This is a genomic window from Klebsiella sp. GW_Kp181 (assembly GCF_040062315.1).
In the GTDB taxonomy this organism is placed as follows: domain Bacteria; phylum Pseudomonadota; class Gammaproteobacteria; order Enterobacterales; family Enterobacteriaceae; genus Klebsiella; species Klebsiella oxytoca.
Map to the genome: position 1 here is coordinate 108,763 of NZ_JBEAFR010000085.1, position 22,147 is coordinate 130,909.

20 protein-coding genes and 1 pseudogene are annotated in these 22,147 nt (G+C 59.2%); 15 read left to right on the top strand and 6 right to left on the bottom strand.

What is annotated here, in order from left to right:
• Window positions 1-54: 54 nt before the first annotated feature.
• From menF to menE, 6 genes are read left to right on the top strand one after another with little or no spacing between them, the layout of a single operon-like run.
• Complete coding sequence (gene menF / locus ABLV11_RS25615) at window positions 55-1,380, top strand: isochorismate synthase MenF (protein ID WP_050545148.1); 1,326 nt, start codon at window positions 55-57, stop codon at window positions 1,378-1,380.
• A 47-nt stretch (window positions 1,381-1,427) separates the two neighbouring features.
• Window positions 1,428-3,098, top strand: a complete 1,671-nt coding sequence (menD, locus tag ABLV11_RS25620; RefSeq protein ID WP_004104038.1) for a 2-succinyl-5-enolpyruvyl-6-hydroxy-3-cyclohexene-1-carboxylic-acid synthase — start codon at window positions 1,428-1,430, stop codon at window positions 3,096-3,098.
• A complete protein-coding gene (menH, locus tag ABLV11_RS25625) occupies window positions 3,095-3,859 on the top strand; it encodes a 2-succinyl-6-hydroxy-2,4-cyclohexadiene-1-carboxylate synthase (protein ID WP_348855982.1) in 765 nt (254 codons plus the stop codon). Before menD ends, menH begins: the two co-directional genes overlap by 4 nt.
• A 14-nt stretch (window positions 3,860-3,873) precedes the next feature.
• Window positions 3,874-4,731 (top strand): 1,4-dihydroxy-2-naphthoyl-CoA synthase, encoded by an 858-nt coding sequence (menB, locus tag ABLV11_RS25630; RefSeq protein ID WP_004104035.1) that lies wholly within the window; start codon window positions 3,874-3,876, stop codon window positions 4,729-4,731.
• Complete coding sequence (gene menC / locus ABLV11_RS25635; protein ID WP_348855983.1) at window positions 4,731-5,696, top strand: o-succinylbenzoate synthase; 966 nt, start codon at window positions 4,731-4,733, stop codon at window positions 5,694-5,696. Before menB ends, menC begins: the two co-directional genes overlap by 1 nt.
• A complete protein-coding gene (menE, locus tag ABLV11_RS25640) occupies window positions 5,693-7,051 on the top strand; it encodes an o-succinylbenzoate--CoA ligase (RefSeq protein WP_348855985.1) in 1,359 nt (452 codons plus the stop codon). The genes menC and menE overlap by 4 nt, the downstream gene beginning before the upstream one ends.
• 9 nt (window positions 7,052-7,060) lie before the next feature.
• Here menE and ABLV11_RS25645 read toward each other — a convergent pair whose 3' ends face one another.
• The 4 genes from ABLV11_RS25645 to ABLV11_RS25660 all read right to left on the bottom strand — a co-directional run bounded on the left by ABLV11_RS25645 (window position 7,061) and on the right by ABLV11_RS25660 (window position 10,749).
• Window positions 7,061-7,684 (bottom strand): DUF2238 domain-containing protein, encoded by a 624-nt coding sequence (locus tag ABLV11_RS25645; RefSeq protein WP_016808364.1) that lies wholly within the window; start codon window positions 7,682-7,684, stop codon window positions 7,061-7,063.
• Window positions 7,685-7,789: 105 nt separating this feature from the next.
• Window positions 7,790-9,310, bottom strand: a complete 1,521-nt coding sequence (locus tag ABLV11_RS25650; protein ID WP_004114208.1) for a tripartite tricarboxylate transporter permease — start codon at window positions 9,308-9,310, stop codon at window positions 7,790-7,792.
• Window positions 9,311-9,321: 11 nt separating this feature from the next.
• A complete protein-coding gene (locus tag ABLV11_RS25655) occupies window positions 9,322-9,753 on the bottom strand; it encodes a tripartite tricarboxylate transporter TctB family protein (RefSeq protein ID WP_016808363.1) in 432 nt (143 codons plus the stop codon).
• Window positions 9,754-9,768: 15 nt separating this feature from the next.
• Entirely contained in the window at window positions 9,769-10,749 is a 981-nt protein-coding gene (locus tag ABLV11_RS25660) for a tripartite tricarboxylate transporter substrate binding protein (RefSeq protein WP_004104027.1), read from the bottom strand.
• Window positions 10,750-10,883: 134 nt separating this feature from the next.
• On the opposite strand from ABLV11_RS25660, the gene tctD reads away from it, so the two are divergent.
• Window positions 10,884-11,558 (top strand): transcriptional regulator TctD, encoded by a 675-nt coding sequence (tctD, locus tag ABLV11_RS25665; protein WP_016809054.1) that lies wholly within the window; start codon window positions 10,884-10,886, stop codon window positions 11,556-11,558.
• Window positions 11,545-12,960 carry a sensor histidine kinase gene (locus tag ABLV11_RS25670; RefSeq protein ID WP_004104022.1) on the top strand — a complete coding sequence of 472 codons (1,416 nt, stop codon included), beginning with the start codon at window positions 11,545-11,547 and terminating at the stop codon, window positions 12,958-12,960. Before tctD ends, ABLV11_RS25670 begins: the two co-directional genes overlap by 14 nt.
• On the opposite strand, the gene nudI is transcribed toward ABLV11_RS25670, so the two are convergent.
• On the bottom strand, window positions 12,952-13,377 hold the full coding sequence (gene nudI, locus ABLV11_RS25675) for a nucleoside triphosphatase NudI (protein WP_004104021.1): 426 nt from the start codon (window positions 13,375-13,377) through the stop codon (window positions 12,952-12,954). The genes ABLV11_RS25670 and nudI overlap by 9 nt on opposite strands.
• Window positions 13,378-13,488: 111 nt before the next feature.
• On the opposite strand from nudI, the pseudogene ABLV11_RS25680 reads away from it, so the two are divergent.
• Window positions 13,489-14,160 (top strand): annotated as a pseudogene (locus tag ABLV11_RS25680) (Rpn family recombination-promoting nuclease/putative transposase); the annotation flags it as partial.
• 52 nt (window positions 14,161-14,212) lie between these two features.
• On the opposite strand, the gene ABLV11_RS25685 reads toward ABLV11_RS25680, so the two are convergent.
• The gene (locus tag ABLV11_RS25685) at window positions 14,213-15,661 is read right to left on the bottom strand and encodes a catalase (protein WP_004104019.1); all 1,449 of its coding nucleotides are present in this window, start codon (window positions 15,659-15,661) and stop codon (window positions 14,213-14,215) included.
• A 269-nt stretch (window positions 15,662-15,930) separates the two neighbouring features.
• On the opposite strand from ABLV11_RS25685, the gene ABLV11_RS25690 reads away from it, so the two are divergent.
• The 6 genes from ABLV11_RS25690 to yfaU all read left to right on the top strand — a co-directional run bounded on the left by ABLV11_RS25690 (window position 15,931) and on the right by yfaU (window position 22,132).
• Window positions 15,931-16,473: a YfaZ family outer membrane protein gene (locus ABLV11_RS25690; protein ID WP_004114193.1), complete on the top strand. Its 543-nt coding sequence runs from the start codon at window positions 15,931-15,933 to the stop codon at window positions 16,471-16,473.
• A 96-nt stretch (window positions 16,474-16,569) separates the two neighbouring features.
• Entirely contained in the window at window positions 16,570-17,766 is a 1,197-nt protein-coding gene (locus ABLV11_RS25695) for a nicotinamide mononucleotide deamidase-related protein YfaY (RefSeq protein WP_348855989.1), read from the top strand.
• A gap of 204 nt (window positions 17,767-17,970) precedes the next feature.
• On the top strand, window positions 17,971-18,753 hold the full coding sequence (locus ABLV11_RS25700) for an IclR family transcriptional regulator (RefSeq protein WP_201520674.1): 783 nt from the start codon (window positions 17,971-17,973) through the stop codon (window positions 18,751-18,753).
• A gap of 13 nt (window positions 18,754-18,766) precedes the next feature.
• On the top strand, window positions 18,767-19,972 hold the full coding sequence (gene rhmD, locus ABLV11_RS25705) for an L-rhamnonate dehydratase (protein ID WP_004104015.1): 1,206 nt from the start codon (window positions 18,767-18,769) through the stop codon (window positions 19,970-19,972).
• A gap of 52 nt (window positions 19,973-20,024) precedes the next feature.
• On the top strand, window positions 20,025-21,314 hold the full coding sequence (locus ABLV11_RS25710) for an MFS transporter (protein WP_004104014.1): 1,290 nt from the start codon (window positions 20,025-20,027) through the stop codon (window positions 21,312-21,314).
• Between the two features lie 14 nt (window positions 21,315-21,328).
• Window positions 21,329-22,132 carry a 2-keto-3-deoxy-L-rhamnonate aldolase gene (gene yfaU / locus ABLV11_RS25715; RefSeq protein ID WP_004104012.1) on the top strand — a complete coding sequence of 268 codons (804 nt, stop codon included), beginning with the start codon at window positions 21,329-21,331 and terminating at the stop codon, window positions 22,130-22,132.
• The last annotated feature ends 15 nt before the right edge of the window (window positions 22,133-22,147 follow it).

Genomic DNA, 22,147 nt, shown 5'->3' on the forward strand with positions numbered 1-22,147 from the left:
TATTCCGCAGCAGTACCCCGTATAATGTGGGGTTTTTACTCCGTGGAGGTTTGCGTGCTGTCTGTGTCCACCGCGCTGGAAAGCCTGTACCGCTGCCTGGATGAAGCGTTTCCGCCATCGCCCGGCTGGCGCATCTTCGATATCCCCTTCGCGCTGAATGACGCTTTTGATCCGCTTCTGTGGTGTACCCATCAGCAGCAGTGGCCGCAGTTCTACTGGCAGCAGCGCAGCGGCGATGAAGAGCTGGCCGCTCTGGGGGCGGTAAAAATCTTTTCCTCTCTGCCGCAGGCGCACGCTTTTCTTCAGCAACAAGCGCGTGACGATCTGCGGATTTGCGGCCTTAACGCGTTTGATCCGCAGCGCGGCATGCTGCTGTTGCCGAGGCTGGAGTGGCGTCGGCTTGGCGGTCACGCCACGCTACGCCTGACGCTGTATAGCGATACCTCACTCCGTGACGATGCCTGCGCGGCGCGCGAGTTTCTCCGCTCGCTGACGACCCGGCAAGCGCAGCCTGGCACGCTTCCTTCTCTGCTCAGTGAGCAGCATTTCCCGGCTTATCCGCAGTGGCGAGATCTGGTTGCACAGGCGACACAGGCGATAGCGGCAGGGGAGATGGATAAAGTCGTGCTGGCGCGCGCCACCGATTTACAGTTTGCCGCCCCGCTGAACGTCGGGGCGATAATGGCCGCCAGCCGCCGCAGCAATCTGCACTGTTTTCATTATCTGATGGCCTTTAATCCGCAAGAAGCCTTCTTCGGCTCAACGCCGGAACGGCTATGGCGACGGCGCGGCGCGCTGATGCGTACCGAGGCGCTGGCGGGAACAGCGGCCAGCCATGAGGACGATCGCCAGGCGCAGCGCCTGGGCGACTGGCTGATGGGCGATGACAAGAACCAGCGGGAAAATATGCTGGTAGTTGAGGACATCTGTCAGCGTATGCAGGCGGAGACGCGCGCGCTGGAGGTGCTGCCGCCGCAGATCGTCCGTTTGCGTAAAGTGCAGCATCTGCGGCGCTGTATATGGGCCGAGCTGGACGTCCCCGATGATGCCCGCTGTCTGCGCCAGCTCCAGCCCACGGCTGCGGTCGCCGGGCTGCCGCGTCAGGTGGCGCTGGATTTTATCACCCGGAACGAGCTTTTTACCCGCGACTGGTATGCGGGCTCCGCCGGTTATCTGTCGCTGGCGCAAAGCGAATTTTGCGTTTCGCTACGCTCGGCGAAGGTACGGCAGCATACGCTCAGGCTCTACGCCGGAGCGGGCATCGTCAGCGGCTCTGACCCGGAGCAAGAGTGGCAGGAAATTGAAAATAAAGCTGCAGGATTGCGTTCGTTACTGCTCACAGAAGCAGAGATAAAACGATGCATATCAAAACGGCAATAACGGGCTTTATCTATACTTAGCGTCAATATTTGATATCGGACAAATTCATGTCAGTAAGCGCATTTAACCGACGCTGGGCGGCGGTGATCCTCGAAGCTTTAACGCGCCACGGCGTGCAGCATATCTGCATTGCGCCCGGATCGCGCTCGACCCCTTTGACCCTGGCTGCGGCGGAAAACCGCGCGTTTATTTACCATACCCACTTTGATGAACGCGGCCTTGGCCATCTGGCGTTAGGGCTGGCAAAAGCCAGCGGCCAGCCGGTGGCGGTGATTGTCACTTCCGGCACCGCCACGGCCAACCTCTATCCTGCGCTGATAGAAGCGGGTCTGACCGGCGAAAAACTCATTTTACTGACCGCCGACCGGCCGCCGGAGCTCATCGACTGCGGTGCGAACCAGGCCATTCGTCAACCGGGCATGTTTGCTTCGCATCCGTCGCAGACCCTGGCCCTGCCGCGCCCGTCGCAGGATATCTCCGCCCGCTGGCTGGTCTCGACCCTCGACCAGGCGCTCGGCGCGCTGCACTGCGGCGGCATTCATATTAACTGTCCTTTTGCCGAACCGCTGTACGGCGATATGGACGACACCGGGGTCGCGTGGCAGCAGCAGCTCGGCGACTGGTGGCAGAGCGACAAGCCCTGGCTGAGTCACAATCTGCATCTGGAAAGCGAAAAGCAGCGCGACTGGTTTTTCTGGCGGCAAAAACGCGGCGTCGTGGTTGCCGGACGAATGAGCGCGGAAGAGGGCCTGAAGGTTGCCGAATGGGCGAAAACGCTCGGCTGGCCGCTGATTGGCGATGTCCTTTCGCAAACCGGGCAGCCGCTCCCCTGCGCCGATCTGTGGCTCGGTAACGGTCAAGCGGTTAGCGAACTGGCGCAGGCGCAAATTATCGTTCAGCTGGGCAGCAGCCTGACCAGCAAACGCGTTTTGCAGTGGCAGGCCACCTGCGAACCTGAAGAGTACTGGCTGATCGACAACCTGCCGGGTCGTCTGGATCCCGCCCAACATCGTGGTCGCCGACTGGTGTGCGCCATCGACCGCTGGCTTGAACAGCATCCGGCGGAAAAGCGGCAGCCGTGGGCTACCGTCATTCCTGCGCTTTCACGCCAGGCATGGCAGGCGGCTGTCGCCAGCAGCGAGGATTTCGGCGAGGCCCAGCTGGCGCAGCGAATCCGTCGCTACCTGCCGGATCAGGGCCAGCTGTTTGTCGGCAACAGTCTGGTGGTGCGCTTAATTGACGCCCTGTCGCAGCTTCCCGCAGGCTACCCGGTCTACAGCAATCGCGGGGCCAGCGGAATAGATGGTCTGCTGGCGACGACGGCCGGCGTGCAGCGCGCCAGCGCGCGTCCGACCCTGGCCATCGTCGGCGATCTCTCGGCGCTTTACGACCTCAATTCGCTGGCGCTGCTGCGTCAGGCCTCCGCGCCGCTGGTGCTGATTGTCGTCAACAATAACGGCGGGCAGATTTTCTCCCTGCTGCCAACGCCGCAGGAGCAGCGCAGCCAGTTCTATCTGATGCCGCAGAATATCCATTTTGCGCACGCGGCGGCGATGTTCGATCTGACTTATCATTGCCCCGCGGACTGGAGTGAGCTGGAGCGCGCGCTGGACGTTGCCTGGCGAGCGCCCGGCGCAACGCTGATCGAGCTGGTGGTTAATGAAACCGACGGTACGCAAACTCTCCAGCAGTTGCTTGCGCAGGTGAGTCAGCTATGATTCTGCACGCGCACGCGCATGCGGAACGCGGGCTGCCGGGCTATCCCTGGCTGGTCTTCTTGCATGGTTTTGCCGGCGATAGCCTCGAATGGCGGGCGGTGGGGCTGGCGTTCGACGCGTATCCGCGTCTCTATATTGACCTGCCGGGCCACGGCGGCTCGGCGGATAGGGCAGTTAACCGTTTTACGGATGTCAGCGAGCTGATTAAGAATACGTTAATTAGTTACAACATACATAAGTACTGGCTGGTGGGGTACTCCCTCGGCGGACGGGTGGCGATGTATTATGCCAGCCAGTCGCATGAGGGGCTCTGCGGGCTGGTCGTAGAGGGAGGGCATCCGGGTCTGGCGGACGATGATCAGCGTGCGCAGCGCCGGCGCAGCGATGCCGCCTGGGCTGAACGCTTTCGCCGAGAGCCGCTTACGCAGGTCTTTGCCGACTGGTATCAGCAGCCGGTCTTCGCCTCCCTGGACGCAGCGCAGCGTGCGGCGCTGGTTGCGCTACGCAGCTGCAACAACGGCAGGGCGTTAGCCGCGATGCTGCAGGCCTGCTCACTGGCTGAACAGCCCGATCTGCGCGAGGCATTACGGGCGCGCGATTTCCCATTCCATTACCTTTGCGGCGAACGCGACGGCAAGTTTCGCGCCCTCGCCGATGATCTATCCGCCATCACGCACGTGATTAATCATGCCGGACACAACGCGCATCGGGAAAACCCCGATGCAGTCGTGGCTTGTCTGGCGCAGTTTTTAGCGAGTTAACCGAAGGACACTTTATGATCTCTCTTGATGAAGCAATGCTTTACGCTCCGATTGAATGGCAGGACTGCTCCGAAGGCTACAGCGATATTCGCTACCACAAATCGGCGGACGGGATTGCCAAAATAACCATCAACCGCCCGCAGGTACGTAACGCGTTTCGTCCGCTGACCGTCAAAGAGATGATTCAGGCGCTCTCGGATGCCCGCTATGACGACAATATCGGCGTGATCGTCCTGACCGGTGAAGGCGATAAAGCTTTTTGCGCCGGCGGCGATCAAAAAGTCCGCGGCGACTACGGCGGCTATCAGGATGACTCCGGCGTTCATCATCTCAACGTACTCGATTTTCAGCGCCAGATCCGCACCTGTCCGAAACCGGTAGTGGCGATGGTGGCGGGGTACTCCATTGGCGGCGGCCACGTTCTGCATATGATGTGCGATCTGACCATCGCCGCGGAAAACGCAATCTTCGGTCAGACCGGCCCGAAAGTTGGTTCTTTTGACGGCGGCTGGGGCGCCTCCTATATGGCGCGCATTGTCGGGCAGAAAAAAGCCCGTGAGATCTGGTTCCTGTGCCGCCAGTACGACGCGCAGCAGGCGCTGGATATGGGGCTGGTCAATACCGTCGTGCCGCTGGCGGATCTGGAAAAAGAGACCGTGCGCTGGTGCCGTGAAATGCTGCAGAACAGTCCGATGGCGCTGCGCTGCCTGAAGGCCGCGCTGAACGCCGACTGCGATGGTCAGGCGGGACTGCAGGAGCTGGCGGGCAATGCCACCATGCTGTTTTACATGACCGAAGAGGGTCAGGAGGGACGCAACGCTTTCAACCAGAAGCGCCAGCCGGACTTCAGCAAATTTAAACGGAATCCGTAATGCGGCAGGCGCAGGTCTACCGCTGGCAGCTACCGATGGACGCGGGAGTGGTGCTGCGTGAACGGCGGTTAAAAACCCGCGATGGCTTGCTTCTGCAGCTGCGCGATGGCGAGCGCGAAGGCTGGGGGGAGATTTCTCCCCTGCCTGGATTCAGTCTGGAAACGCTGGATGAGGCGCAGGCAGCGCTGCTGGCATGGGCGAACGCCTGGCGCGAAGGCCAGGATGGCGCGTTGCCGACGCCGCCTTCAGCCGCCTTCGGGATAAGCTGCGCACTGGCGGAGCTGGGCGGTGAGCTGCCGCTGGCGGCGGATTATCGCGCCGCGCCGCTCTGTTCCGGCGATCCGGACGAACTGTTCGCCAGGCTTTCGCAGATGCCCGGCGAGAAGGTCGCCAAGGTCAAGGTCGGCCTGTATGAGGCGGTGCGCGATGGCATGGTGGTCAATCTGCTGCTGGAAGCGATTCCCGATCTGACGCTGCGTCTCGACGCTAACCGCGCCTGGACGCCGCTGAAGGCGCAGCAGTTCGCTAAATACGTGAGCCCGCACTATCGCACCCGTATCGCCTTTCTCGAAGAACCCTGCAAAAACCGCGATGATTCACGCGCGTTTGCCCAACAAACGGGCATCGCTATCGCCTGGGATGAGAGCCTGCGCGAAGCGGACTTTACGTTTGCTGCCGAGCCGGGTCTGCACGCGGTGGTGATTAAACCGACGTTGACCGGCAGTCTGCAAAAGGTCCAGCAGCAGGTCGCGCAGGCTCATGCGCTGGGGCTGACGGCGGTTATCAGTTCAGCCATTGAGTCCAGCCTTGGCCTGACGCAGCTGGCGCGAATTGCCGCCTGGCTGACGCCGAATACCATTCCCGGTCTGGATACCCTGAGCCTCATGCGCGGCCAGCTGGTTCGCTGCTGGCCGGAAAGCGAGCTGCCGTGTCTGACCGTCGATGAACTGGAGCCGCTGCTGTGACCTTTAGCGACTGGCCCTGGCGCCACTGGCGCCAGCAGCGAGGGGAGGCGCATGCTCTGCGCCTGAACGAGCGGCAGCTAAGCTGGCGGGAACTGTGCGCGCAAATCGATGCGCTGGCGGCAGGACTGCACGCCCAGGGCGTTCGCGATGGTGATGGCGTACTGCTGCGGGCTGACAACCAGCCCGATGTTTTGCTGGCATGGCTGGCGCTCCTGCAGTGCGGTGCGCGCGTGTTGCCGCTGAATCCGCAACTGCCCGGGCCACTGCTGGCTGAACTGCTGCCGACCCTGGACCTGCGCCACGCGCTGGTGCTGAACGGCGGCGATCTTCCGGTAACGCTTAATCCACTGACTCTGTACCCTGTCGACGGCGAGCGCGCGGCTGACTGGCGAGAAGATCGTATGGCTTCCATGACGCTGACCTCGGGGTCGACGGGGCTACCGAAAGCGGCGGTACACGCTTTTCGCGCCCATATTGCCAGCGCTGAAGGGGTACTGGCGTTGATACCCTTTGCGCCGCAGGACGACTGGCTGCTGTCGCTGCCGCTGTTTCACGTTTCCGGCCAGGGGATTCTCTGGCGCTGGCTGGTTGCCGGCGCAGGCCTGACGGTGCGCGACAAACAGCCGCTGGTGCTGGCGCTACGCGGCTGTACTCACGCCTCCCTGGTGCCAACCCAGCTCTGGCGGCTGCTGAGCGGCGATGACGAGGTGTCGTTAAAAGCGGTTTTGCTCGGCGGCGCGGCCATCCCGGTGGCGCTAACCGAACAGGCGCGCAGGCGCGGTATCCGCTGCTGGTGCGGCTACGGACTGACCGAGTTTGCCTCCACGGTATGCGCCAAGGAAGCGGATGGCCTGGCGGATGTCGGGCTGCCGCTGCCGGGGCGCGAATTGCGCATCGTGGATGGCGAAGTGTGGCTTCGATCGGACAGCATGGCCGCAGGCTACTGGCGAGGCGGCCAAACGATACCGCTCACCAACGCCGATGGCTGGTTCGCCACCCGCGATCGGGGTCGGCTTGACAACGGCAGGCTGACTATCCTCGGGAGAATGGATAATCTTTTTTTTAGCGGCGGAGAAGGCATTCAGCCGGAGGAAGTCGAGCGGGTTATCGGCACACACCCGTTGATTGAGCAAGTTTTTATCGTGCCGCAGGATGATGCGGAGTTTGGCCAGCGGCCGGTGGCGGTAGTAGAGTGTCGCGATCATGGCGACCCATCCGTGCTGGCTGACTGGTGCGCCGATAAGCTGGCGCGCTTTCAGCAGCCTGTGCGCTGGTTACGGCTGCCTGAATCGCTGAAAACCGGCGGAATTAAAATTTCCCGCCGGGCGTTACGTGACTGGGTCAACCAGCAGTAGAGCTCCGCCTCAGATGCGCTGGACGTGCAGTAGCTGCTTCGTATGCCAGCGGCCCAGCGCAAAAACGGTGGTCAGCGCGCCAAGCAGGGCGCAGAACATGTCGGACTGAGTATCCCAGGGATCGCCCTGGGTGCCGAGAAAATCATCCGCCCCCTGTCCCAGCGCCAGCGCCGCCCACCATTCGATCAGCTCGTAGACGGCGCTAATCGCCAGCGCAATGCAGCAGACCACGAAAGCGAGCATTTTACGCCCGTGAACGTAGCCGCCGCGCAGCAGAATCTCCCGCGCCGCCAGGGCCGGCACCAGCCCCTGGAAAAAGTGCCCCAGCTTGTCGTAGGGATTACGACTCAAACCCAGCCACGCCTGGACATCAAAGCCGATGGGCACTTTCGCGTAGGTGTACATACCGCCGACCATCAAAATGATGGCATGGAAGAAAATCAGCACATAAAGCAGCGTCGTCAGCGGATAGCGAGAGCGCGTGGCCAGCAAAAGCGGAACGATGATAATCACCGGCGTCACTTCCATCAGCCAGGTAAGCTTTTCCCCTGCGCTGATACCGGTATAAATAAGAATCAGGGCCAGCGCCAGCGCTGCGAATGTTAACCCCGAGCGGGATGCTGCGACGGTCATAACGGATCACCAGAAAGTTAAAACCATAACTATCAGGCAGGTGCGGTGAAAATTCAACGTATACCGAGACTGGCGGCGCTGAGCGACCGCCAGTTTCGTTGCGCATCAGGAAGAGGGCAGGTCGCCCTGCGTGTTAAGCTGACGTTTGCGCCAGTAACGCAGCAGCGGAGGGACAACAAGCACCGCGATGGCTAACACCAGGAGCGTTTTAGTTACGCCGCTTTGCCACAAAATTCCCACGTTGCCGTTACTGATGGACAGCGCGCGGCGCAGGTTTTGCTCCAGCATCTCGCCCAGCACAAACCCTAAGATCAACGGCGACATCGGGAAGTGCATCTTACGCATAATGTAGCCCAGCACGCCCAGCCCAACCATCAACAGCAGGTCGAAAGTGGTGCTGTGTACCGCGTAGACGCCGACCGCGGACACGGCGGCGATGGCCGGGGCCAGAAACCACAGCGGGATCGTCAGCATGCGGGTGAACAGACCGATCAGCGGAATGTTCATAATCAGCAGCATCACGTTGGCGATCAGCAGCGCGGCAATTAATCCCCAGACGATATCCGGCTGCTCGGTAAACATCGCCGGACCCGGAGTGATATTGTAGAGGGTCAGGGCGCCCATCATCACCGCGGTAGTTCCGGAGCCGGGGACGCCGAGGGTAAGCATCGGAATGAACGATCCGCAGGCGGAGGCGTTATTTGCCGCCTCCGGCGCCGCCACGCCGCGAATATCGCCCTTACCGAAGGTATCGCTGTTACCGCTGAGCTTTTTCTCGGTCATATAGGTGATGGCGCTGGCAATGGTCGCCCCCGCGCCCGGCAGAATACCGACAAAAAAGCCCACCACCGATGAACGCAGCGTCGCGCCCACGCACTGGCCCGCCTCTTTGGCGTTAAACAGCATGCGCCCGGTTTTCCGTACCAGCCTCTGTCCGCTGCTGGTGCTCTCCAGCATCAGCAAAATCTCCGAAACCGAAAAGAGCCCAATCACCACCACGATAAACTGCACGCCGTCGGAAAGATGAACGCTATCGAAAGTGAAACGGTACACCCCGGTATTGGCATCAACGCCCACCGTCGCCAGCCCCAACCCGATTAACGCGGCGAGAAACGATTTCAGCGGATTTTGCGCCATCATGCTGCCGAGGCAGGCGATGGCAAAAATCATCAGGGCGAAATATTCCGCCGGACCGAACGCCAGCGACCACTGCGCCAGCACCGGCGCGAACAGGATGATCCCGCCGATAGCGATCGTTGAACCCACAAAGGAGCTCACGGCAGAGATCGACAGCGCCACGCCGCCGCGTCCCTGCTGCGCCATCGGGTAACCGTCGATGGCGGTCATAATGGCGGCGGCATCGCCGGGCACGTTGAGCAGGATCGACGAAATACGCCCGCCGTATTCACATCCAATATAGACCGTAGCCAGCAGAATTAACGCCGATTCTGCGGGCAGGTGCAGGGCAAAGGCCAGCGGCAACAGGATCGCCACGCCGTTAATCGGGCCGAGACCCGGCAGGAGTCCGACGATGGTGCCGACGAAGCAGCCGATCAGCGCGATCGTCAGGTTGCCCGGCGTCATGGCGACAGCGAAGCCCTGCGACAGATAAATCCAGATATCCATAACCTTCTCCGTTAACTTAACCAGACGCCGAGCGGCAGGGTGACATCAAGCAGGGCGTCAAAGACGTACCACAGCGCGATGCCCATCGCGACGCCTGCTACCCCAGCAGCGGGCAGGGTGGCGCCAAACAGCAGGCCAAAAACAGCGGTCAGCAGCGCGGTGGCCAGAGGAAACCCCAGCCATTCAAAACCCCACGCATAAACCGCCAATGCCACGACCATCGTCAACAGCCGTTGTAAAACCAGACGCCCGGGCCAGGAGATTGCGTCGGGCCGCCGCAGTAGCAGCAAAACGGAGCACAGCAGCATCAGGCCGATAATGCCGACCGGAAAGGGGCGCGGGCCGACGGGTTCATAGGCGTATTCGCTGTGGATTTGCCAGGCGATAAACATCCCCCCTACGCAGAGCAGCAGCCATATTCCGGCAAAAATACGATCGCTCATCGCAGCCTCCGTGGGTTATTTGGCAAGGCCAAAAGATTTCGCCTGCAGGCGATACTCTTCCACCTGCTCTTTGACGTAGGCGTCCAGCTCTTTCCCGTTCAAATTGAATTCAAACAGGCCGCGCAGCTCGCGCTGTTTTTTAAACGCGTCGGTCTGCTGCAGTCGAGTAAACTCCGCCACCCACCACTGATAATCGGCATCGCTGACTTTCGGGCCGACGAAGAAACCGCGAATAATCGGCCACACCAGGTCATAGCCCTGCTCTTTGGCGGTAGGGACATCGGCGAGCGCGCCGGGCAGCCTTTCGTTAGCGAAGACCGCCAGCACGCGGATTTTATTGCCCTGGAGATAAGGCACCATTTCGCTGAGATCGCCGGATACTGCCTGCACGTGATTACCCAGCAGCGCGGTGACCGGTTCGCCACCGCCCTCAAACGCTACGTAGCGCATTTTGTGCGGATCGACGTTTGCTTTCTGCGCCAGCAGCGCCGCTTTCATCCAGTCCTGGCTGCCGATTGAGGCGCCGGCGCCGATGACGATACTGGCGGGATTTTTTTCCATTGCCGCCATAAACGACGGCAGATCTTTCCACGGCGAGTCGGCGCGGACGGCAATCATGCCGTAATCGGTGCCGACGCTGGCCAGCCAGCGGACATCATCCACGCCGTAGCGGCCAAACTTGCCCTGCGCCAGGTTGAGCAGCGAGCCGCCGGAGAAGGCGACAACGGTGCCGGGTTCTCCGGGGCGCTGGGCGACGATAGCGTTATAGGCCACTGCGCCTACGCCGCCGGGCATATAGGTGACGCGCATCGGTTTTTGGATGGCGCCGGTTTCCATCAGGCTCACCTGAATCAGCTTACAGGTGAGATCGAAGCCGCCGCCGGGCTTGGCGGGCGCGATACATTCGGTACGGGAAGGCGCTTCGGCGGCCCAGGCAGAGGCGGTAAAAAGGCATAATGCGATAGCGCTAAGAGGGCGAAGGAACGGGATATTCATAGGCTTCCTCAGTCAGATACAGGGGACGTTTTTTTGATTATGTGAACCGGCTTGTGGCTATTCGGTTGCGTGATTGTTAAAACAATTACCTTTCATTTCCCTTTCAATGCGGCAGCAACTTTACAGGATGTGATATGCGTCTCTTACTGGCAGAAGATAACCGTGAGCTGGCTCACTGGCTGGAGAAAGCGCTGGTACAGGGCGGGTTTGCCGTGGACTGCGTATTTGATGGCCGGGCGGCCGATCATCTGCTGCAAAGCGAAAAATACGCGCTGGCGGTACTGGATATCGGCATGCCGGGCTTCGACGGCCTGGAAGTCGTGCAGCGTCTGCGAAAGCGCGGACAAACCCTTCCCGTTTTACTGCTGACCGCACGCAGCGCGGTGGCGGATCGGGTAAAAGGGCTCAACGTCGGTGCCGATGACTATTTACCAAAACCGTTTGAACTTGAAGAGCTGGACGCCAGGCTGCGCGCACTGCTGCGGCGTAGCGAAGGCCAGGTGCATGAGATTCAGCAGATCGGCTCTCTGGAATATCGCGATGAAGGCTATTTTTTACTGCGCGGACAGACGCTATCGTTGACCCCGCGCGAGCAGGCGTTGCTGACGGTGCTGATGTTTCGCCGCACGCGTCCGGTGTCGCGCCAGCAGCTGTTTGAACAGGTTTTCAGCCTTAACGATGACGTCAGCCCGGAAAGCATCGAGCTATATATCCATCGTCTGCGGAAGAAACTTCAGGAGAGCAACGTGCGAATTGTGACCCTGCGCGGCCTGGGTTACGTGCTGGAGCTCGCCGATGAGGTGGGGTAAGCCGCAGTCGTTATTCGCTCAGCTGCTGCTGTTTCTTGGCCTGCCGCTGGTGTTACTGTGGGGGCTGTCGGCATTCAATAGCTACGTCAGCGCTCTGCAGGCGGCGACCCAGGCTTACGATCGTACGCTGCTCTCCTCCGCCCGCACGGTGGCGGAACGCCTGGTGGTACGCGGCGGCAGACTGGAGGTGAATGTCCCCTGGGTGGTGCTCGATAGCTTCGAGCTGAATATGAACGATCGCCTGTACTATAAGGTGCTCGATCCCGGTAAGCGGGTGATTTCCGGTTTTGACGATCTGCCATCGATGCCGCCCTCAACCTCTCGTACCGAGCTCTATCCGGCGCTGGCGTGGTTTTATCATACCGAGTATCGCGGTCAGGCCATCCGCGTGGCGCGGCTGCTGCAGCCGGTTAACGAAGGCGGCGTTGTGGGAATGGCGGAAATCTATATCGCCGAAACGCTGCAGTCGCGGCGCTGGCTGGCGGGACAGCTGCTGTTTTCATCGTGGATCTCGCAGGGGCTATTGGTGCTGTTGACGCTGGTGCTCACCGGCTGGCTGCTGCGTCGGGTGCTGCGGCCGATGCGTCGGCTTTCGGCGCTCATGGTGCGGCGCGAACCCGGCCTGTTGACGCCGCTGCCGGAACTGCTGCCGTGGTCGGAAACCCGTTTATTGATTGTTGCTTTTAACCGCTATATCGACCGGCTGCGGGCGATGATCTCCCGGCAGGAGCGGTTTAGCGCCGATGCTTCTCACCAGTTAAAAACGCCGCTGGCGGTGCTGAAAACCCAGGCTTCGGTGGCGCTGGCGAGCGGCGATCCCCGGCTGTGGCGAGAGAGTCTGGAGGCGATGAGCGGCACGCTGGACAGTACGATTCTGCTTACCGAACGCCTGCTACAGCTGGCTACCATCAAACGTAAAGAGCAGGGAGAACACGCGTTTCCGCCGGTGGATCTGTATGAGATCGTCCACAACAGCTGCTTTTCCCGTCTTCAGCAGGCGCGGAGCAAAGCTATCGATCTCGGCTATGAGGGGGAACCCTCAACGGTGACTATCGCCGGCGATGGCGTGCTGTTGAGCGAGCTGTGCGCAAATCTGTTGGATAACGCGATCCGCTATACGCCGCAGGGCGGTATCGTCACGGTCAGCCTGCATCGTGAAGGGGAGGCGGTGCTGCTGGATGTTGAAGACAGCGGGCCGGGAATCGATGATGCGCAGATCCAGCAGGCGCTCATGCCGTTCCACCGTCTGGAAAACGTTGGTGATAATCCCGGCGCCGGGCTCGGACTGGCGCTGGTCAGCGATATTGCACGCCTGCATCGCAGCCATCCGCAGCTGCTGCGTAGCGAAACGCTGGGCGGGCTGAAGGTCAGGCTGCGCTTTTTGACTGTGGGTTCAGAGTAGGCCTTTCAGGGTGAGCGTCTTCCGGGTCGCCTCGTTCAAATCATAGTGGGGAAGATCTTCCGCTTTTACCCAGGCGTAGTCCTGAAATTCCTCGTTGATGGTTACTTCGCGATTGGCGCTGACGCAGTCGAAGATAAGATAAATCATATATATTTCTTCCTGACGGCCATCGGCGTAGGTTTTAACCCGTACGTCATCGCTAAAGGTCCATGGTGTGATGTGGGTTAGCTGCAGTTTTTCGCCCAGCTCTTCGCGAATTTCCCGCCGCAGCGCCGCTTCGATGCGTTCGCCGGGCTCGACGCCGCCGCCGGAGAGCGCCCACTGCCCGGGAAATACCCCGCGATCGTCGGCCATTTTGCACAACAGATAGTGACCCTCATGTTGAATGAGCGGGCAGACAATAGTCCTTTGACGCATAACTTCTCCTTAATGGTGGCAGGGATATATCATGGGATGGTCCAGTTTGCGAGCTGCCTCGGCAAACCGCAAGCGAAAATACGCGTTGAGCGCGAGCGGTGGTAGGGTGAGCGCAGGTTAATGGGTTGGGGCCATCATTAGCTGCCGCTGGTTATTCCTCTGCTGTTTTATCACGGCAGAATCAGTCCCTACCCGCACTCAACGCGCTGGCTGGACGGTTTTTCTCTACCAGAGGTGGCCGAGCGGCTCTATAGCCAGAACTTTCCGCTAATAGACGTGACTGAGATCCCAGATGACCAGCTGATACAGCACCGGCGGGTCGCTATGCTGGAACTGTTGCAAAAGCATATTCGGCAGCGGGATAGGATGGACATCTCAGAGCAACTGGTCAGAATATTGTCCCCGGGATACACTACCCGTCGGCAGTTTAAAACGTTGCTGAATTATATGCTTCAGGCGGGCAACGCCGCCGATCCGGTGGCTTTTTTACGCAAGCTAGCGCAAAAGACGTCACTCAAGCCGCATAAGGAGACGCTGATAAATATTGCTCATTTTCTCGAAGAGCGAGGTCGCAAAGAGGGGATGCTTCAGGGAATGAAGGCGGGGATAGAAAAAGGTTTGCGCAAGGGCCGACAGAAAGGTCGTAATGAAGGCAGAAATGAAGGGCAACTAGCGGCGACAAAACGCATCGCCCGGGCGATGCTGGAAGAGGGGCTTGAGCGTGACCAGGTCGCAAAGCTAACCGGACTGTCGCTGCGGCAGCTCGCTAAGCTTCAGCACTAACCCCTAAAACGTTTTCGTCAAACGGCAGCCGCACGTGGGCTGCCGTTTGTGTTTACAGGGTTTTCTGTAAGACTTTCAGCGCCGCGGCCACGCCCGCGCCGTAGTCGGGATGGACTTGACTAAACAGGCCAATTTGTCGCTGCTGGATAAATTCAGGGATATCCCGCATATCGCTGGCGATTCGATGGAACATACGCTGATGCTCGTCTTCGCTTAATAGCCCGAACAGCGCGCGCGGTTGGCTAAAATAGTCGTTATCTTCCCGATGATTCCAGTGAGCCGCCGCGCCTTCAAGATTTAAAGGCGGTTCGCTAAAGTCCGGCTGCTCCTGATAGAGGCCGAAGCTGTTTGGCTCATAGGTGACGCCGTTGCCGCTATTGCCGTCGACGCGCATCGCGCCATCGCGATGGTAGTTATGGAACGGGCAGCGCGGCGCATTGACCGGAATCTGATGATGGTTAACGCCCAGGCGGTAGCGCTGGGTGTCGCCGTAGGAGAATAAACGACCCTGCAGCATGCGATCCGGAGAGAAGCTGACGCCAGGCACCACGTTAGCCGGATTCATCGCAACCTGCTCAACCTCGGCGAAATAGTTGTCCGGGTTGCGGTTGAGCTCAAGTACCCCCACTTCTATCAGCGGATAATCACTATGCGGCCATACTTTGGTCAGATCGAAAGGATGGTAAGGGACCCGGCTGGCTTCTGCTTCCGGCATGATCTGCACGTAAAAGGTCCAGCGCGGAAAATCGCCTCTTTCAATCGACTCATAGAGATCGCGCTGCGAACTCTCGCGGTCCTCGGCCACCAGACGTTTTGCTTCATCATCCATCAGGTTGGCGATCCCCTGCTGGGATTTAAAGTGGAATTTCACCCAAAAACGTTGATTGTCGGCATTTATAAAGCTGAACGCGTGGCTGCCGAAGCCGTGCATATGGCGATAAGAGCGCGGGATGCCGCGGTCGCTGAAGTCGATAGTCAACTGATGCAGCGTTTCGGGCAGCAGGGAGAAAAAATCCCACTTCCAGGTAGGGTTGCGCAGGTTGGTGCGCGGATCGCGCTTCACTACGTGGTTCAGGTCCGGGAATTTCAGCGGGTCGCGAAGATAAAAAACAGGGGTATTATTGCCTACCAGATCCCAGTTGCCCTCTTCGGTATAAAACTTGATAGCGAAGCCGCGGATGTCGCGCTCGGCGTCTGCGGCGCCGCGTTCTCCGGCAACGGTGGAAAAGCGCAGGAACAGATCGGTGGTTTTACCGACCTCGGCGAACATTTTTGCGCGCGTGTAGCGGCTGATATCGTGAGTGACCGTTAATTTACCGTAAGCGCCGGAGCCTTTTGCGTGCATTCGGCGTTCCGGGATAACCTCCCGGTCGAAGTGGGCCAGTTTTTCCAGAAACCAGACATCCTGCAGCAGCATCGGGCCGCGAGGACCTGCGGTGATGACTTTGTTATTATCGACAACCGGCGCGCCGGAGCCGGTGGTTAATCCTTTTTTGCTCATCTTTATCTCCTGACAAAGTTTTATGTAACTTATTCATTTCCCGCAAGGGCAGAATAAGCTGAGCGCTATTTGTAGAATAAATATCCAACACGGACAATCTGGCTCTGGCTATCGATTTGATACCCGCGTCCGTTGGCCTGGCTCCGGTAGCAACTGGTTACAATCACAATGGTAAAGCTCGTCTTAGCGCATTGATTCCTTAACGTTCGGCAGTACAATTTCGCGGTTTTTTGGGACTTTTTAATTCTTGTTTGTTGGATAGAGTAAAAATGAAAAAAAGTATATTTGCGGCCCTCGCTGGCATGATGTTCGTCTCAACGGCGGCGCATGCGATCAGTTTCAGCGGACAGGCCGGCGAGCACTACACGAACCTTGGCGTCGGATTTGGCACGGAATCTACCGGCCTGGCGGTAACCGGCAACTGGCTGCATAACGATGACGACGGCGATGCGGCAGGCCTGGGACTGGGGCTGAACATCCCTTTAGGTCCATTCCTTGCCACCGTTGGCGGTAAAGGGGTTTATACCAATCCGAATAACGGCGATGAGGGCTACGCAGCAGCGGTTGGCGGCGGCCTGCAGTGGAAGATCGGCGACAGCTTCCGCCTGTTCGGCGAATATTATTATTCTCCTGATTCGCTCTCCAGCGGTATCGACAGTTATCAGGAAGCTAATGCCGGCGCGCGCTTTACCATTATGCGTCCTCTGAGCATTGAAGCCGGTTATCGCTACCTTAACCTGGCGGGTAAAGACGGCAACCGCGATAACGCGGTCGCGGACGGCCCGTACGTCGGCGTTAACGCCAGCTTCTAACCCCTTCGGCGCGGTATTCCGCCGCGCCTGATTTTCAGGCTTTTTCGCCAGCCGCTTTGCGATATAGTATTTCTACTTATCAGGCTGGAGTTGACAATGTTAAACGTGGAAATGCTGTCCACCGGCGATGAAGTGCTGCATGGGCAAATCATCGATACCAATGCCGCGTGGCTGGCGGATTTCTTTTTTAATCAAGGATTACCTTTAAAGCGTCGCCATACCGTGGGTGACGATCTTGACTCCCTGGTGGCGATTTTACGCGAGCGCAGCGAGCATGCCGACGTGCTGATCGTCAACGGCGGTCTGGGCCCGACCAGCGATGATTTAAGCGCGCTTGCCGCAGCGACCGCCAAAGGTGAAGGGCTGATTCTGCATGAAGCGTGGCTGGAAACCATGACCCGTTTCTTTGCCGAGCGCGGAAGGCCTATGGCCGCCAGCAACCGTAAACAGGCGGAAATTCCGCAAAGCGCCGAGATGATCAACAATCCGGTCGGAACCGCCTGCGGTTTTGCCGTGCAGCTAAACCGCTGCCTGATGTTTTTCACTCCCGGCGTGCCGTCTGAATTTAAGATAATGGTCGAGCAGGAAATCTTACCGCGCCTGCGCGAACGTTTTCCGCTGCCCGCCGCGCCGCTGTGTCTGCGTCTGACCACCTTCGGTCGTTCCGAAAGCGAGCTGGCGCAGAGCCTCGAGCATTTACAACTGCCGCCGGGCGTGGTGATGGGCTATCGTTCCTCAATGCCGATTATCGAACTGAAGCTGACCGGGCCTGCCGAACAGCGCGAGGCGATGCTGGCGCTGTGGCCGGAAGTGCAAAAAGTGGCCGGAGAGAGCATCGTTTTCGAAGGCACCGAAGGCCTGCCGGCGCAGATCGCCCATCGTCTGCAGGAGCGCCAGCTAAGCCTGACGCTAAGCGAGCAGTTCACCGGCGGTCTGCTGGCGCTACAGCTTTCACGGGTCAATGCCCCGCTGTTGGCCAGCGAAGTCATTCCGGCGCAGGAGGAGACCCTGGCGCAGTCTGCGCGCTGGGCGGCGGAACGGCGCGAAAAACACTTTGCCGGTCTGGCGCTGGCGGTGAGTGGTCAGGAGAGCGATCACCTGAACTTTGCGCTTTCCACGCCGGACGGCACCCACGCGCTGCGGGTGAAGTTCGCGACCAACCGCCACAGCGTGCAGGTGCGTCAGGAGGTCTGCGCGATGATGGCTCTCAACATGCTGCGCCGCTGGCTGAATGGCCAGCCCGTGGCCGGTGAACACGGCTGGATTAACGTCGTTGACTATCTCGCCGTTTAGATAAAACACCGCGTCGGGAGACCTACCCGACGCGCAATCAGTCCAACCTGCTGTACTTGCTTTTAAAAATTCTGTGCACCATCTCGCATTTCTATCCCCTTGAACGTCCACCCTGCTGGAATAGCGTCGTCATTTGAAGTCGCTCACAATTTACAGACCCGACAACCGCAACACTGATTCCAGTATTCAGGATTGGAGTCCAGTATGTTGGAATCAAGCAAAGTCCCGGCGCTAACCCGCGCCATCGATATTCTCAATTTGATCGCCCGCATTGGTCCGTGCAGCGCGGCGACCATTATTGACGAACTGGGTATTCCGAAAAGCACCGCTTACCTGCTGCTGGGAGAACTGAGAAGACAGCGCTTCCTCAGCATGGATAATCAGGACAACTACTGTCTGTGGACCAAACTGGTTGAGCTGGCCGGTCACGCGCTGAGCAAAATGGATCTGCGCGAACTGGCGCGTCCGCGCCTGACGCAGCTAATGGATCAGTGCGGACTGCTCTGCCATCTGGGCATTATCGATGGCGGTAACGCCTACTACATTCTGAAGATTGAATCCCCGGCCACCATCAGCGTGCGTTCCCACGAAGGTAAAAGCCTGTCGCTGTACCGCTCCGGTATCGGTAAATGCCTGCTTGCCTGGCAGCCCGAGCGGGTTCAGGAGTCAATTATCAGCGAGCTGCAGTGGGAGAGGGCAACGCCAACCACCATCACCAGCGCCCAGCTGCTTCGCGATGAACTGGGGCGTATTCGCGCCCGCGGCTGGAGCTTCGATAACGGCGAAGATTATCCCGACGTTCGCTGCGTGGCGGCGCCGGTTTTTAATGCCAATAACGAGCTGACCGCCGCCATCTCCGTGGTGGGTACTCGTCTGCAAATCAATGAAGACAATCGCGATTATCTCGCTGGCAGGGCGATTGCCTGCGCCAAGGACATTTCTCGTCTGCTGGGGTGGAAAAGCCCCTTCGAACAACAAGCCTCATAATAAGGAGAAGATCATGACCCTACCGAAAATTAAACACGTCCGCGCCTGGTTTATCGGCGGCGCTACCGCAGAGAAAGGCGCTGGCGGCGGCGACTATCATGACCAGGGCGCAAACCACTGGATTGACGATCATATCGCCACGCCGATGAGCAAATATAAACAGTATGAACAGTCCCGCCAGTCGTTTGGCATCAACGTTCTCGGCACGCTGATTGTTGAAGTCGAAGCCGAAAACGGCCAGACCGGCTTTGCGGTATCAACCGCCGGCGAGATGGGCTGTTTTATTGTGGAAAAGCACCTGAACCGCTTTATCGAAGGGAAGTGCGTCAGCGATATCAAACTGATCCATGACCAGATGCTCAACGCCACCATGTACTACTCCGGCTCCGGCGGCCTGGTGATGAATACCATCTCCTGTATCGACCTGGCGCTGTGGGATCTATTCGGCAAAGTGGTGGGATTACCGGTATACAAACTGTTGGGCGGCGCGGTACGCGATGAAATTCAGTTCTACGCTACCGGGGCCCGTCCGGACCTGGCGAAAGAGATGGGCTTTATTGGCGGCAAGATGCCGACCCACTGGGGCCCGCACGATGGCGATGCGGGGATCCGCAAAGATGCCGCCATGGTGGCCGATATGCGCGAAAAATGCGGCCCGGACTTCTGGCTAATGCTGGACTGCTGGATGAGCCAGGACGTTAATTATGCCACTAAACTGGCCCACGCCTGCGCGCCCTATAACCTTAAGTGGATCGAAGAGTGCCTGCCGCCGCAGCAGTATGAAGGCTATCGCGAGCTGAAACGCAATGCCCCGGCCGGAATGATGGTCACCAGCGGCGAGCACCACGGCACGCTGCAATCCTTCCGCACGCTGTCGGAAACCGGCATCGATATTATGCAGCCTGACGTAGGCTGGTGCGGCGGTCTGACCACGCTGGTGGAGATTGCGGCGATCGCCAAATCGCGCGGCCAGCTGGTGGTGCCGCACGGTTCGTCGGTCTATTCGCATCATGCGGTCATTACCTTTACCAACACGCCGTTCAGCGAATTCCTGATGACCAGCCCGGACTGTTCAACGATGCGTCCACAGTTTGACCCGATTCTGGTTGATGAGCCGGTACCGGTTAACGGGCGCATTCATAAAACCGTTCTGGATAAACCGGGTTTCGGCGTCGAGCTGAACCGCGACTGCAACCTGAAACGTCCTTATAGCCACTGATCCCGTCGTGCCGCACAGCGCTGATGTGCGGCCTATTGTTGAGGATATTACGATGAGCAACACCTTGCTTGAGAGCGTGGTGAAGAAAAACCGCGCCCGTTTGATCCCCTTTATGCTGGCGCTGTACGTGCTGGCGTTTCTTGACCGTTCGAATATCGGCTTTGCGAAAGAGACCTATCAGCTGGATACCGGCCTCAGCAATGAAGCTTACGCGCTGGGGGCGGGGATTTTCTTTGTGGTGTACGCCTTTCTTGGGGTACCTGCCAACCTGCTGATGCGCAAATTCGGCGCGAGAAAATGGATTGGCTGCACCACCTTACTGTGGGGCATTCTTTCAGCGGCGATGGCGTGGGCGGATACGGAAGCGAAATTTCTGCTGGTACGCACCCTGCTTGGCGCCGCCGAAGCGGGTTTCTTTCCGGGCATGATCTACCTGACCTCACAGTGGTTTCCGCAGCAAAACCGCGCCAGCATTATGGGATTATTTTATATGGGCGCGCCGCTGGCGCTGACCCTCGGGTCGCCGCTCTCCGGCGCGCTGCTGGAAATGCACGGTTTTATGGGGCATCCCGGTTGGTTCTGGATGTTTATTATTGAAGGCTTACTGGCGGTCGGCGCGGGTTTCTTTACTTTCTTCTGGCTTGACGACACGCCGCAAAACGCCCGCTTCCTGACCGCTGCCGAAAAGCAGGCGCTCATCAGCGAGCTGGCCAGCGAAGAGCAGAAAAAGATTACTTCGCGTTTGTCCGATGCGCTGCGCAACGGCCGCGTCTGGCAGCTGGCGATTATCTATCTCACCATTCAGGTGGCGGTTTACGGCCTGATCTTCTTCCTGCCGACCCAGGTTGCGGCGCTGCTCGGCACTAAAGTGGGGTTTGTGGCATCGGTGGTGACCGCGATCCCGTGGGTGGCAGCGCTGTTTGGTACCTGGCTGATTCCTCGCTACTCCGACCGCACCGGCGAGCGGCGTAATATTGCGGCATTAACCCTGCTGGCGGCGGCAATTGGCATTGCGGTCTCCGGGCTGGTGTCGCCGGTACTGGCCATCATCGCGCTGTGCGTTGCCGCCGTCGGCGTCATTGCCGTACAGCCGGTCTTCTGGACTATGCCGACGCAGCTGTTATCTGGCACGGCGCTGGCCGCAGGCATTGGTTTCGTCAACCTGTTTGGCGCGATCGGCGGATTTTTAGCGCCGATTATACGCGTCCAGGCTGAAACGATGTTCGGCAATAATTCTGCCGGATTATTGACGCTCGCCTGCGTGGCGGTTATCGGGGTTGTTATTATCTTTTCACTGCGCGTGAGCCGCACGGTACCGCAGGCCGGCAGCGTACAGCATTAATTTAAGGGAGAACTATGAACGCAATTTTATCGAACCCATTTAAAGCGGGGTTATTGCAAGGGGAAGCACAAATTGGCCTGTGGCTGAGCTCGACCTCCTCTTATATGGCTGAGATTGCCGCCACCTCGGGTTACGACTGGCTGCTGATTGACGGTGAGCATGCGCCGAATACTATTCAGGATCTTTATCATCAGCTACAGGCCATTGCGCCCTACGCCAGCCAGCCGGTGATTCGTCCGGTCGAGGGCAATCGTAGCCTGATTAAACAGGTGCTGGATATTGGCGCCAGAACGCTGCTGATCCCCATGGTCGATACCGCAGAACAGGCGCGGGACATTGTCTCGGCGACGCGCTATCCGCCGCTGGGGACCCGCGGCGTCGGCGCCGGGGTAGCTCGCGCCGCGCGCTGGGGAAGGGTAGAGAACTATATGGCGCAGGCCAACGATGAGCTGTGCCTGCTGATTCAGGTTGAGAGCAAAACCGCCCTCGATAATCTGGATGCGATCCTTGAAGTCGAGGGGATTGACGGCGTCTTTATCGGCCCGGCGGACCTGTCGGCCTCGCTGGGCTACCCGGATAACGCCGGTCATCCTGAAGTGCAGCGGGTTATTGAACAGAGCATCCGCCGCATTCGCGCGGCGGGAAAGGCGGCCGGATTCCTGGCCGTCGATCCGGAGATGGCGCACAAAGCGCTGGCGTGGGGGGCGAATTTCGTTGCCGTTGGCGTCGATACCAACCTCTATACCAGCGCGCTGGATAAACGACTGGCGATGTTCAGGCCGGTAGCCGAACAGGCGGAGGGCAAGGGGAGCTACTAGCCCCCCGGTGTTGGC